Origin of the sequence: Microbacterium sp. NPDC080005 (genome assembly GCF_040702445.1) — a bacterium.
In the GTDB taxonomy this organism is placed as follows: Bacteria; Actinomycetota; Actinomycetes; order Actinomycetales; family Microbacteriaceae; genus Microbacterium; species Microbacterium oleivorans_D.
The window spans coordinates 83,129-95,689 of sequence record NZ_JBFBLD010000004.1; the positions used below are offsets into that span (position 1 = coordinate 83,129).

Consider the following 12,561-nt stretch of genomic DNA (forward strand, 5'->3'; position numbering starts at 1 on the left):
CCCGACGCTAGCGTTCACCGTTCTCCCAGACAACCGGCAATCAGTGCTGCTCCACGTCACCCGGCTTTGTGATAACGGGGATGGCGCGGGTGACCGCCTGCAACCCCGACAGGCGTGCCGGGGACAGCTGCTTGTCCACCTCTTCGCGCGACATCAGGCCGGCCTCAACGACGAGGTCGCCGACGTTGCGCTTGGTGAGCAGGGCGGTCTTGGCGAGCGCGGCGGCCGCCGTGTAGCCGATGAAGGGCGTCAACGCGGTGATGACGCCGACCGAGGATCCGACCATGGTCCCCAGGCGTTCCCGGTTGGCGGTGATCCCGTCGACGCAGTTGACGCGGAGCGTGCGCATGCCGCGCCGCATCCAGGTGATCGATTGGAAGATCGAGTGCGCGATCACCGGCTCGAAGGCGTTCAACTGCAGCTGGCCGCCCTCGACGGCCATCGTCACCGTCAGGTCGGCGCCCGCGACGGCGAACGCCACCTGGTTCACGACCTCGGGGATGACCGGGTTGACCTTGCCGGGCATGATGCTCGATCCCGCCTGCCGCGGTGGCAGGTTGATCTCGCCGAATCCCGCCTGGGGGCCGCTCGAGAGCAGCCGCAGGTCGTTGCTGATCTTCGAGAGCTTGATCGCGTTCCGCTTGAGGGACGAGGAGAACGACATGAAGGCGCCGGTGTCGCTCGTCGATTCGACGAGGTCCTCCGCGGTCTCGAGGTCGAGACCGCTGACCTCCCGCAGGTGGCGCAGCACCGCGCCCGAGTAGTCGGGGTGCGTCGTGATACCGGTGCCGATGGCCGTGGCGCCCATGTTGATCTCGTAGAGGAGGTAGGCGTTCTCGCGCAGACGGTGGTAGTCCTCCCCCAGCGTGGTGGCGAAACCGTGGAACTCCTGCCCGAGCGTCATGGGCACGGCATCCTGCAACTGGGTGCGGCCCACCTTCAGGACGTCGTGGAACTCGTCGGCCTTCTTCAGGAAGGCCTGACGCAGCAGGTCGAGCTCCTCGAGCAGCGACTGAAGGTCGAGGCCGAGACCCACCTTGATGGCCGTCGGGTACACGTCGTTCGTCGACTGGCTGCGGTTGGTGTGGTCGATGGGCGAGAGAAAGGCGTAGTCGCCCTTCTCGCGGCCGGCCATCTCGAGCGCGATGTTGGTGATGACCTCGTTCGCGTTCATGTTGGTCGAGGTCCCGGCGCCGCCCTGGATGACGCCCACGACGAACTGGTCGTGGAACTCGCCGTCGATGACACGCTGGGCCGCGTGGTCGATGAGGTCGGCCCGGGATGCCTCGAGGACGCCGATCTCCTTGTTGGCGCGCGCGGAGGCCTGCTTCACCATCGCGAGAGCGACGACGAGGTCGCGGTAGACCGAGATGGGTCGCATCGAGATCGGGAAGTTCTCGAGGGCTCTGGCGGTGTGGATGCCCCAGTAGGCGTCGGCGGGGATCTCCATCGATCCCAGGGAGTCGGTCTCGGTACGCGTCATCGCGTCAGATGCCATTGCGGTGTCCTTGTGGGTCACGGGGTGCGGGGATAGAACGAGCCTATCCCCGCACCCCGCGCACCTCAGCGGTTGACGCTCGACATGTCGGCGTACCGATCTCCGACGGGCGGCGCCACCTCGCTCAGTCGACGCACCTGGTCGTCCGAGAGCGCGAGTTCGGTGGCGCCGATGTTCTCGTCCACACGCTCGAGCTTGCGGGTACCCGGGATCGGCACGATGTCCTCACCCTGCGCGAGCAGCCAGGCGAGCGCCACCTGCGCCGGTGTCGCGTCCGCATCCCGCGCGACGCCTTCGATCACCTCCACGATCCGCAGATTGGCGGCGAGCGCGTCGCCCTCGAACCGAGGGTTGTTCCGGCGGAAGTCGTTCTCGTCGAGCTGGTCGACCGAGCGGATCTGACCTGTCAGGAAACCGCGACCGAGCGGCGAGTACGGCACGAAGCCGATGCCGAGCTCGCGCAGCACGGGCAGCAGCTCAGCCTCGGGATCGCGGGTCCAGAGCGAGTACTCGGTCTGGACGGCGGTCACCGGGTGCACGGCGTGGGCGCGTCGGATGGTCGCCACGGATGCCTCCGAGAGCCCGTAGGCGCGGATCTTCCCCTCGCTGATGAGCTCGGCCAGGGCACCGACGGTCTCCTCGATCGGGACCGCAGGGTCCATTCGATGCTGGTAGTACAGGTCGATGCGGTCGGTCTGCAGCCGGCGGAGCGACCCTTCGACGGAGAGCCGGACGTTCTCGGCGCTGCCGTCGAGGCCGGGCTCGTCGCCCGCCGTGTGGCGGATCGTCCCGAACTTCGTCGCGATCACGACCTCGTCGCGCCGTGCGGTTTCGGCGAGAGTGCGTCCCAGGAGTTCCTCGTTGGCGTAGGGGCCGTAGATCTCCGCCGTGTCGAGGAAGGTGACGCCGCGGTCCAACGCGCCGAGGATCGTGCGGGCTCCGCCGGCGTCGTCTTGCCCGGCGCCCGTATAGAAGGCGCTGATGCCCATGAGCCCGAGGCCGACGCGGCCGACCTCGGGACCGTTCGCGCCGAGTGTGGTGGTCTTCATGATGCGGTGATCTCCTTGTCGTAGATGTCGATCTTGTGGTCGATGGCGGCGAGGCTCATCGTGACCTCCTCGAGCCGGCGGCGGACGGCCTCCCGGTGCTCGACGAGCAGTCTGCGCCGCTCCGCGATCGTCGTGTCCCCCTCGCGCACGAGCTCCGTGTAGCGACGCATCGTGGCGATCGGCATCCCCGTCCACCGCAGCCGCGTGAGGAAGCGGATCCATGCGAGGTCCGCATCCGAGTAGCGCCGGTGGGTGGAGGAGGTCCGGTCCACGGGCTGCAGCATCAGTCCCGCGCGCTCGTAGTAGCGGAGGGTGTGCGCGCTGACGCCCGTGGCGTCAGCCGCTTCGGCGATCGATGCGCCCGCGGAGGTGGTGAGGAGGGACATGCCCTCACGGTAGGACTTCGAGTGCGCTCGAAGTCAAGAGGCTCACACAGGCTTACGGGAGAACGCCTCGAGTCGCTCCTCGGGCGTCAGGGCCGCCATCCGGGCCACCCATTCCGCCGAGAAGTAGTCACCCGTCGGAGCCTCCACGACCGGTACGACGGTGTGGGTGATCGTGTCCTCGTAGACGTGCACGAGATGGAAGGACTGACCGGCATCCATCCCGTTCACCTCGGTGGCGGGTCGCTGCAGGTTCATCGTGTAGCAGGTGGCCGATGCGACGCTCACGGGGATGCCCGCGAAGGTCCCCGACGTCGAGTAGTGGAGGTGACCGGCGAGGATGCCGCGCACGTCGGTGCCCGCGAGGACGTCGGCCAGTTCGTCCTGCTCCTGCAGCTCGAGGATGTCGAAGAACGGGATGTGGCTCGGGATGGGCGGGTGGTGCAGGGCGAGCAGCGTGCCGAGCGGCGCCGGCTCGGCGAGCACCTCGCGCAGCCAGTCGCGCTGCGCCGCGTCGACGAGCCCGTGGTGCCAGCCCGGGACAGTGGAGTCGAGCACGACGAGTCGGAGTCCGTCGAGGTCGTGCACGGCGGTCACCGGGGCCTCGGAGCCCGCCTCGTCGAGCAGTCCTTCGCGCAGGGCGGGCCGCTCGTCGTGATTGCCCGCCACCCACACCACCGGCGCGCCGAGGCGGGCGGCCATCGGTTCGACGAGCTCGCGGAGTCGGCGGTACGCGGCCGGCTCACCCAGATCGGTGAGGTCACCCGTGACGACGAGGGCGTCGGGACGGATGCCGGTGCGCTCGATGGCGGCGAGAGCCGCCGCGACACCGCCCGTGGAGTCGTAGGTGCCGCCCAGCGGACGGTCGCCCGCGAGCAGATGGGTGTCGCTCAGGTGGACGATCGTGCGGGAGGCGGGCGCGTGGCGGCCGAAGGTGACGGGCTGCATGCGGCCCAGCCTATTGACGGCCGCGGACGGACGCGCTCAGTGGTTGAAGAGGATCAGGAGGAGCCCGCCCAGGACGACGAGCCCGCATACCGCGAAGGCGGCGTACGCGCCGATCAGCGCGATGCGCTTCTGGATCGGGCTCAGCGGGTTCTTCTTCGCGGCCTTCTTGGCCGCCTTGGCGGCGCGCTTCTGCTCCTTCGGCGTCATGACCGTGAGGGCGTCGGTGAAGGTCGCCGGGATGACCACCGGGACCCGACCGGCCCGCACGAGCAGTCGGAGTCCGATCGCGTAGAACGCGACCACCGTCGAGGCGGCCAGGAGTGCCGCGACGAACACCTGGACGAAGGCGAGCCAGTTCACGTCGACGCTCATCGGGTCCCCTCCTCGTCGGAGGCGGATGCCGACTGGGCGACGCGCTGCTGACGTCGCGTGGGCGGCGGCTCCTCCGTCAGGTCGACGGCGGCACCCGAATCGGCCACCTCGCTGCTCATCGCGTTCGCCGCGGTGACCTCGTTGCGGCGCGACCGGAGGAAGATCGCGAGGACGACGGCGACAGCCACGACGGCGCCGATGATGACGCCGATCAGCTCGCCGGGACCCTCGCCGAAGATGTTCTCGAGCCCCACGATGAGGAGGGCCGCGAGCGCGCCCACGATGCCGGCTGCCGGCAGCGTGAGCACCCAGCCGACCGTGATCCGGCCAACGGTCCGCCACCTCACGCTCGAGCCGCGACGGCCGAGTCCCGACCCGATCACGGAGCCCGACGCGACCTGCGTCGTCGACAGGGCGAAGCCGAGAGCGCTCGAGGCGAGGATGGTCGACGCGGTCGACGCCTCCGCCGAGAAGCCCTGGGCGGGCTTGACGTCGGTCAGACCCTTGCCGAGCGTGCGGATGATCCGCCATCCGCCCATGTAGGTGCCCAGGGCGATGGTGAGGGCGCAGGCGAAGATGACCCACAGTTCGGGCTCGGACTGCGTCTGCCATCCGACCGTGATGAGAGCGAGAGTGATGACGCCCATCGTCTTCTGCGCATCGTTCGTGCCGTGCGCGAGGGCGACGAGCGACGAGGTGAAGATCTGTCCCCAGCGGAAGCCGTCGCGGCCGTCCGGCTTGTTGTCGTATCGACGGGTCACGGCGTACGCGATCTTCGTGGCGGCGAACGCGATGATGCCCGCCGTCAGCGGCGCGATCAGGGCCGGGAGGACAACCTTCGACAGGACGACACCGACGTTGATCGCGCTGACGGACGCCCCGACGATGGTCGCACCGATGAGCCCGCCGAAGAGCGCGTGCGACGAGCTCGAGGGGAGGCCGAGCAGCCACGTGAGCATGTTCCACGTGATGGCGCCGATCAGGCCGGCGAAGATGATCGCAGGGAAGATCGAGGGTGAGAGCTGATCCTCGCGGATCATGCCGCCCGAGATGGTCTTGGCGACCTCGGTCGACAGGAACGCTCCGACGAGGTTGAGGATGGCGGCCAGGAGCACAGCGACCTTGGGCTTCAGCGCGCCGGTCGCGATCGGCGTCGCCATCGCGTTCGCCGTGTCGTGGAAGCCGTTGGTGAAATCGAAGAAGAGTGCCAGTGCGATGACCAGGACGACGATGAGGGCTGCGGTCTCCACAGTTCGCTTTCCGTCGGGAATCGGGGGAACGGGTGCCGCGGCGATCGGCGTTGCGAACGAAAAGTTCACCCAGACGTCACCAGGGGTTCAATCGGGCCTGGGAAATCCTCGCACACGATCCGCCATGGCATAACCCGCGCGCGCCCGCGAGGGTCGGTTAGCGTGGTCGGGTGACCTCCGAAGCCGTGACACCGCCCGTCGCCGACCGCCGCCCGTTCACCCGCACGCACCACGGAGACGCCGTCTCGGACCCGTACGAGTGGCTGCGCGCAAAGGAGGACGAGACCGTCATCACGCACCTCGAAGCGGAGAACGCGTACACCGACGGCCGCACGGCGCACCTCGAGGGGCTGCGCGAGACGATCTTCGAGGAGATCAAGGGCCGCACCCTCGAAACGGACCTCTCCGTGCCTTCGCGCCGTGGGCAGTGGTGGTACTACGGGCGGACCGTGGAGGGCAAGCAGTACGGCATCAACTGCCGCGCTCCGATCGCGGACGTCGCCGACTGGACTCCCCCCGTGCTCTCCCCGGACGCCGAGGTCGTCGGCGAGCAGGTGCTCCTCGACGGAAACGTCGAAGCGGAGGGACACGAGTTCTTCTCCCTGGGCAGCCTCGACGTATCGAACGACGGCGCGCGCATGCTCTACGGCGTCGACGTCTCCGGTGATGAGCGGTACACCCTGCGGATCCGCGACCTCGAGACGGGCGACGATCTCGACGACGTGATCGAGAACACCTTCTCCGGGGCGGTCTTCTCCCCCGACGGCCGTCACGTCGTCTACACGACGGTCGACGACGCGTGGCGTCCCGACACCGTCTGGCTGCACGAAGTGGGGACGGATGCCGCATCCGACCGCGTCATCTTCACCGAACCCGACGAGCGGTACTGGGTCGGCGCCGGCTTCACGCGCAGCGACCGCTTCCTCGTCATCGGGGTGGGGTCCTCCATCACCTCGGAGGAGTTCCTCGTCCCCGCCGACGACCTCACGGCGGAGCCCCGATCGGTGTGGCCGCGCCGCGAGGGCGTCGAGTACTCGCTCACCCACGCGGTGGTCGACGGCGAGGACGTGCTCTACATCCTCCACAACGACGGTGCTTTGGACTTCGAGCTGGTGCGGGTAGCGGCATCCGACCCCACCGGGCAGCGGCACGTCGTGCTGCCGCACCAGCCGGGTCGGCGGTTGCTCGACGCGTCCGCCTACCGCGACTGGGCGGTCGTCGAGTACCGCCGCGAGGGCCTCGCCCGCGTCGGGATCCTCGACTACGCCACCGATGAGGTCACCGAGATCGCCTTCGACGAGCCGCTGTACGCCGCCGGGGCGAGCGGATCGTCGGAGTGGGCGCCCCCTGTCATCCGTCTCGGTTACGCCTCGTTCGTGACGCCCGGCACGGTGTACGACTACGTCGTGGCGACGGACGAGCTCCTGCTGCGAAAGAGCCAGCCGGTCCTCGGCGGGTACGACCCGGCCGACTACGGTCAGGAACGGGTCTGGGCGACCGCCGACGACGGCACGCGCGTCCCCGTTTCTCTCGTGTGGAAGCGGTCGTTCGGCGAACCGGGAGCAGCGCCCCGCCCCCTGCACCTCTACGGGTACGGCTCGTACGAACACTCCATCGAGCCCGGATTCTCGGTCGCCCGCCTGTCGATGCTGGACCGTGGCGTGATCTTCGCGATCGCCCACGTCCGCGGCGGTGGCGAGATGGGGCGCCAGTGGTACGAGGAGGGCAAGCTGCTGCACAAGCGGAACACCTTCACGGACTTCGTCGCCGTCGGCCGTCACCTCGTCGCCGAGGGGTACACCTCCCCCGACCGCCTGGTCGCGGAGGGCGGCTCCGCCGGCGGTCTGCTCATGGGCGCCGTGGCGAACCTCGCCCCCGACCTGTTCGCGGGCGTCCTCGCCGGCGTCCCGTTCGTCGACGCGCTGACGACGATCCTCGACCCGTCACTGCCCCTCACCGTGATCGAGTGGGACGAGTGGGGCGACCCCCTGCACGACGCGGATGTCTACGCCTACATGAAGTCGTACACCCCCTATGAGAACGTGCAGGCGGGTGCCCGGTATCCCCGCGTCCTCGCCGTCACATCGCTCAACGACACGCGTGTCCTCTACGTCGAGCCGGCGAAGTGGGTCGCGCGCCTGCGCGAGGTCGGTGCGGACGCGCTGCTCAAGTGCGAGATGGTCGCGGGTCACGGTGGTGTCAGCGGGCGGTACAACTCCTGGCGTGAGCGCGCATTCGAGCTGGCCTGGCTCCTCGACGTCCTGGGACTCGTCGAGTCGGACTGACACCGTAAGCGGGGCCGTGGGTACGATGCCCCCATGGCACCCGTTCCTCGCTACCGCGCGGCGGTCCGTATCGATCTCGACCTCGTATGCGCGCACCCCGACGACCTCGTCAGCGGAGTAGATGACGCGTCACGCATGTCCGCGTCATCGCTGGATGCCGAGGACGCACTGCTGTCGCTGATCGAGGTGTCCGTGACCGACGGGGCCCAGCACCTGGTGCGGATCGCCTCCACGAGCTCCTCGATCGTGGACTCGGAGTGGCAGGGCACGTCGGGGACCCTTCCCGAGGGCTCGTCGGACACCGCGCGGGTCGCCCGGGCCGGTGCGCGCCTGGCCGGCATCGACTGGGCGCTCGACGAGCTCTTCGGCGGTTCGACGAGTGAGGCCACGGCATCCGAGCTGCGTCAGCGGACGATCATCAAAGGTCTCGTCTGGAACGCCTCGGTCCTGGTCGTCGACTGCCTCTTCGACGACGTGCGGCAGCTCGCGGACGCGGCCGACGACCGATCCGCCTGGCGGGAGACGCATGTGATCTCGCAGCTGCCTCCGCAGTACGCCACGCACTACGACCGGGCGTTCGCGCAGAAGTTCCTCGCCGCCACGATCGAGGTGACCTCTCGACTGAGCGCCTCTCCGGTGTACCCGCCGACCGTGGCTCATGAGCTGGCGCTGAAGCTCGTGCTGGACGAGGCGGTGCGCAGCGCCGAGCGACTCACCGGCGACCTCCCGGAGGGCTGGCGCGAGCACCTGGACACCGTGCTGTTCCAGGATCTCGATGCGGAATCCCTCTTCGTCGACCAGGATGCGACCAGCAAGCGGGATGCCGCCACCGCGACACCTCCGTTGGACTTCGCCAGCTGGTTCATCCCGTACGCGCACGCCCCCGCCCCGGCCCCCTACGCGAGCGACGACATCAAGGAGCCGTCCCGCGGCTAGCACGAGCGGCTGCGTCAGGCAATTGTCAGTTTCGGTCGCCTGGATCCCGTAGCATTTTGATTCCCAGGGGGAGTACTCCACGACGGTCGGTTCGTCACTACGGGTGTGAAGACGCATCCCGGACCACCGGTCCCGAGCAATCGGGATGGAGAAGACTCTGGCGTCGTCCGTTCACGCCATCGAGGAGACTCCTGTGGAAATCACCCCTCTCGTCTGGGGCATCACGATCGCCGTCACGATCGCCTTCTTCGTCTACGAATTCTTCGCACACGTCCGCAAGCCGCATGAGCCGTCGGTCGGCGAGTCCGCTCGCTGGTCCGCCTTCTACATCGGTCTCGCGCTGATCTTCGGTGTCGTCATCGGCATCATCCCCGGGTGGGGCTGGGTCTACTCCGGCGAGTACTTCGCGGGTTACCTGACGGAGAAGGCGCTGTCCATCGACAACCTCTTCGTGTTCCTGATCGTCATGACGGGCTTCGCGGTGCCGAAGAAGTACCAGCAGAAGGTGCTGATGATCGGCATCGTCATCGCGCTGATCATGCGCGGTGCGTTCATCGCCGTGGGTGCCGCCCTCATCGAGAACTTCTCCTGGATCTTCTACATCTTCGGTCTGCTGCTTCTCTTCCTCGCCTACCGTCAGGCGTTCGCGCACGGCGAGTCCGACCCGGCCAACGGCAAGTTCATGCAGTTCGTGCGCCGCATCCTCCCCGTCAGCGACGAGTACAACAGCGACAAGCTCACGGTGAAGAAGAACGGCAAGCGGTTCGTCACCCCGATGCTGCTCGTCATCATCGCGATCGGTTTCGTCGACCTCATCTTCGCCGTCGACTCGATCCCCGCGATCTACGGCCTCACGAACGAGGCGTACATCGTGTTCACCGCGAACGCGTTCGCGCTCATGGGCCTGCGTCAGCTGTACTTCCTCATCGGCGGTCTGCTCGAGCGTCTCGTCTACCTCGCGCAGGGCCTGGCCGTCATCCTCGCCTTCATCGGCGTCAAGCTCGTGCTGCACGCGATGCACGTCAACGAGCTGCCGTTCATCAACGGGGGCGAGCCGATGCTGTGGGCTCCCGAGATCCCGATCTGGTTCTCGCTCCTGTTCATCGCGGCCACTATCGTCGTGGCCACGGTGGCGAGCCTCGCCAAGACGCGTCGCGACCGAGACCGGGAGCTCGCCGCCGGCGCACCGACCACGACCCCCTCCCCCGCAGAGACGAAGGAGCACCGCTGACCGATGGACAGCGATCATAGGATCCCGCCCACCGAGGGGACCGGACCCGTCGGAGTGATCCGATGAACGATCTGGCACTGAACATCGCCCTCGTCGTGGTGTTCGTCCTGGTGGGCGGGGTGTTCGCGGCGACCGAGATGGCGCTGGTGACCCTGCGGGAGAGCCAGATCAACGCGATCGCCGCGCGCGGAAAGCGCGGCGAGAAGGTCGCGGGCCTCGCCCGGAACCCCAATACGTTCCTCTCCGCGGTGCAGATCGGCGTCACGGTGGCGGGGTTCGCATCCGCCGCCTACGGTGCGACCTCCATCGCACCGTCGGTGGCGCCGCTCATCGAATCCTGGGGCGCCGATCCGGGACTGGCCCTGACGATCGCGACGCTGATTCTCACGTTGCTGATCGCCTACCTGTCGCTCGTGCTCGGGGAACTCGTGCCGAAGCGGCTCGCCATCCAGCGGAACGCCCAGTTCGCCTACGTCGTCGCGCCTGTCCTCGACGGGTTCGCGAAGGTCATGCGACCGGTCATCTGGTTGCTGTCGGTGTCGACGAACGCCCTTGTGCGTCTGCTCGGCGGCGACCCGCACAAGACCGGCGAGGAGCTCACCGATGAGGAGGTCCGCGACATCGTCGCGAGCCACGAGGGTCTCCCCGAGGACGAGCGACGCATCCTCGAGGACGTCCTCTCGCTGCGGGAGCGTCAGCTGAGCGAGGTCATGCGGCCGCGCCCCGACGTCACCTCCCTCGACGACAGCGCGACGATCGGCGAGGCCATCTCTGCGGTGCACGAACTGCCGTTCTCGCGGTATCCCGTCGCCGACACGTCCATCGACGACATCGTCGGCTTCGTGCATGTCCGCGACCTGTTCGAGGCGGCCTCGGATGCGGCGGCCCCCTTGTCGAGCATCGTCCGGCCGATCCCGTACTTCCCGTCGACGGCGCGTGTCCTCCCGACACTGACGAAGATGCGGGCGGAGGGACATCAGATCGCGGTCGTCGTCGACGAATACGGCGGCACGGACGGCATCGTGACCCTCGAGGACCTCGTCGAGGAGGTCGTCGGTGAGATCTTCGACGAGTACGACGACGCGGTCGCTCCCGTGAGCGATCGCGAGATCATCGACGGGCGCCTCAATCTGCAGGACTTCTCCGAGGCGACGGGGATCACGCTCCCCCGCGGCGCCTCGGACACCGTCGCCGGATTCGTGACCGAGCAGCTCGGCCGCCTCGCGGTCGTGGGCGACACGATCGAGGTCGACGGCGCGACGATCCAGGTGACCGCCATGGATCGCCGCCGCATCGCCGAGGTCCGCGTCACGCCTCGCGAGGCCGAGACGCCGGTCGCCTGAGCCGGAGCCGCCCGACTCGCTCGACCCTCGCGAAAGGTCGAGCGAGCGGGTAGCGTCATCCCCTAGACGAGCTGAGCGCGGTGGGGACCTGCGCTGCTCGCGACTTCTTGGGGGAAGACATGACGAGCACGTCGACCGTCCGGCGCGCAACCGATCCGGCGCTCGCTCGCACCATCCCGTCGCTCGACGGCATCCGGGCGTTGGCGGTGCTCTGCGTGATCTGGGGTCATGGCGCGGTCACGCTCCCGCAGACGGACCTGGTGACGTTCCTCCGGGCGAATCTGCCCGGAGGGTATTTCGGCGTGCAGGCGTTCTTCGTCCTGTCCGGGTTCCTGATCACGACACTGCTCCTGCGCGAGAGAGGCAAGACCGGGCGCATCTCGCTGCCCGGGTTCTACCGCCGACGCGCCTACCGCATTCTGCCCGCCCTGTTCGTCTTCCTCGGGGTCGTCGTCGTCCTGGTGGCGACGGGGGTGATCGACGGCGTCGGGCCGCGCGACATCATCAGTCCGGCCCTTTTCCTGCGGGACTACTGGCCGCTCGACGGTGCATGGTGGACGGGGCACACCTGGTCGCTGAGCGTCGAGGAGCAGTTCTACGTCCTCTGGCCGCTCGCCGTCATCCTCATGCCCCGTCGTGTCGCCGTGAAGGTCCTGGTCGTCGGCGTACTGATCTCGCCGTTCGTGCGCATCGGGACCTACCTCCTCCCGTTCGTGCCGGAAGGCGGGGTGACGTACATGTTCCACACCCGGGCGGACGCGCTGATGATCGGATGCCTCCTGGCCTACGGCGCGGGCGAGCGCTGGTTCGAGCGCCTCACCGATTGGGTGTTCGCCCGCCACCTGCAGTGGGCGGTCGTCGTGTGGCTCCCGCTGTCGTGGGCCCTGACGTCGCGGCTCGAAGGCGTGTGGATGTACACGGTCGGGTACGTCGGTGACGCTCTCGCCGTGGCGCTCGTCATCGTGTGGATGATGCGAGCACCGGCATCGCCCTTCGGACGGTTCCTCAACTGGCGCCCCGTCGTGCACGTCGGGCTGATCTCGTACAGCCTGTACCTGTATCAGCAGCTGTTCATGACCAACCACAACACGACGTGGTTCGGCGGGCTCACACTCGGGGGCCTCGCCGCCCTGCTCCTGGCCGCGGAGGCGTCGTATTGGCTCGTCGAGCGCCCGTTCCTGCGCCTGCGCCTGCGGCGCGAGCGCGCGAAGGCGAAAGCACAGGCCGTCGACGCTTCGTGACCGGACGCTCGAGGACGCGAACCTG

At 68.2% G+C, this 12,561-nt stretch carries 11 protein-coding genes; 5 read left to right on the forward strand and 6 right to left on the reverse strand.

Annotated elements, in window-relative coordinates; all coding sequences use genetic code 11:
- Positions 1-40: 40 nt before the first annotated feature.
- From AB0259_RS14950 to AB0259_RS14975, 6 genes are all read right to left on the reverse strand, one after another.
- Positions 41-1,498 carry an aspartate ammonia-lyase gene (locus AB0259_RS14950; RefSeq protein WP_366223227.1) on the reverse strand — a complete coding sequence of 486 codons (1,458 nt, stop codon included), beginning with the start codon at positions 1,496-1,498 and terminating at the stop codon, positions 41-43.
- Positions 1,499-1,563: 65 nt separating this feature from the next.
- Positions 1,564-2,547 carry an aldo/keto reductase gene (locus tag AB0259_RS14955; RefSeq protein ID WP_366223228.1) on the reverse strand — a complete coding sequence of 328 codons (984 nt, stop codon included), beginning with the start codon at positions 2,545-2,547 and terminating at the stop codon, positions 1,564-1,566.
- Positions 2,544-2,933: a MerR family transcriptional regulator gene (locus tag AB0259_RS14960; protein ID WP_366223229.1), complete on the reverse strand. Its 390-nt coding sequence runs from the start codon at positions 2,931-2,933 to the stop codon at positions 2,544-2,546. Before AB0259_RS14960 ends, AB0259_RS14955 begins: the two co-directional genes overlap by 4 nt.
- Positions 2,934-2,975: 42 nt before the next feature.
- A complete protein-coding gene (locus AB0259_RS14965) occupies positions 2,976-3,878 on the reverse strand; it encodes a phosphodiesterase (RefSeq protein ID WP_366223230.1) in 903 nt (300 codons plus the stop codon).
- A gap of 36 nt (positions 3,879-3,914) precedes the next feature.
- Complete coding sequence (locus AB0259_RS14970; protein WP_366223231.1) at positions 3,915-4,250, reverse strand: peptidase; 336 nt, start codon at positions 4,248-4,250, stop codon at positions 3,915-3,917.
- Positions 4,247-5,500 carry an inorganic phosphate transporter gene (locus AB0259_RS14975; RefSeq protein WP_366223232.1) on the reverse strand — a complete coding sequence of 418 codons (1,254 nt, stop codon included), beginning with the start codon at positions 5,498-5,500 and terminating at the stop codon, positions 4,247-4,249. Before AB0259_RS14975 ends, AB0259_RS14970 begins: the two co-directional genes overlap by 4 nt.
- A gap of 170 nt (positions 5,501-5,670) precedes the next feature.
- Between AB0259_RS14975 and AB0259_RS14980 the strand changes: the two genes are divergently transcribed.
- The 5 genes from AB0259_RS14980 to AB0259_RS15000 all read left to right on the forward strand — a co-directional run bounded on the left by AB0259_RS14980 (position 5,671) and on the right by AB0259_RS15000 (position 12,536).
- The gene (locus tag AB0259_RS14980; RefSeq protein ID WP_366223233.1) at positions 5,671-7,785 is read left to right on the forward strand and encodes a S9 family peptidase; all 2,115 of its coding nucleotides are present in this window, start codon (positions 5,671-5,673) and stop codon (positions 7,783-7,785) included.
- Between the two features lie 33 nt (positions 7,786-7,818).
- Positions 7,819-8,721, forward strand: a complete 903-nt coding sequence (locus AB0259_RS14985; RefSeq protein WP_366223234.1) for a hypothetical protein — start codon at positions 7,819-7,821, stop codon at positions 8,719-8,721.
- 193 nt (positions 8,722-8,914) lie between these two features.
- Positions 8,915-9,952, forward strand: a complete 1,038-nt coding sequence (locus AB0259_RS14990; RefSeq protein ID WP_251582454.1) for a TerC family protein — start codon at positions 8,915-8,917, stop codon at positions 9,950-9,952.
- Positions 9,953-10,014: 62 nt separating this feature from the next.
- Positions 10,015-11,295 carry a hemolysin family protein gene (locus tag AB0259_RS14995; RefSeq protein WP_366223235.1) on the forward strand — a complete coding sequence of 427 codons (1,281 nt, stop codon included), beginning with the start codon at positions 10,015-10,017 and terminating at the stop codon, positions 11,293-11,295.
- Positions 11,296-11,414: 119 nt separating this feature from the next.
- Positions 11,415-12,536: an acyltransferase gene (locus AB0259_RS15000; RefSeq protein WP_366223236.1), complete on the forward strand. Its 1,122-nt coding sequence runs from the start codon at positions 11,415-11,417 to the stop codon at positions 12,534-12,536.
- Positions 12,537-12,561 lie beyond the last annotated feature (25 nt).

Coding starts and splice junctions, on each gene's coding strand:
- AB0259_RS14985 (WP_366223234.1), top strand. CDS start 7,819: ATGGCACCCGTTCCTCGCTACCGCGCGGCGGTCCGTATCGATCTCGAC.
- AB0259_RS14995 (WP_366223235.1), top strand. CDS start 10,015: ATGAACGATCTGGCACTGAACATCGCCCTCGTCGTGGTGTTCGTCCTG.
- AB0259_RS14960 (WP_366223229.1), bottom strand. CDS start 2,933: ATGTCCCTCCTCACCACCTCCGCGGGCGCATCGATCGCCGAAGCGGCT.
- AB0259_RS14950 (WP_366223227.1), bottom strand. CDS start 1,498: ATGGCATCTGACGCGATGACGCGTACCGAGACCGACTCCCTGGGATCG.
- AB0259_RS14970 (WP_366223231.1), bottom strand. CDS start 4,250: ATGAGCGTCGACGTGAACTGGCTCGCCTTCGTCCAGGTGTTCGTCGCG.
- AB0259_RS14965 (WP_366223230.1), bottom strand. CDS start 3,878: ATGCAGCCCGTCACCTTCGGCCGCCACGCGCCCGCCTCCCGCACGATC.
- AB0259_RS15000 (WP_366223236.1), top strand. CDS start 11,415: ATGACGAGCACGTCGACCGTCCGGCGCGCAACCGATCCGGCGCTCGCT.
- AB0259_RS14955 (WP_366223228.1), bottom strand. CDS start 2,547: ATGAAGACCACCACACTCGGCGCGAACGGTCCCGAGGTCGGCCGCGTC.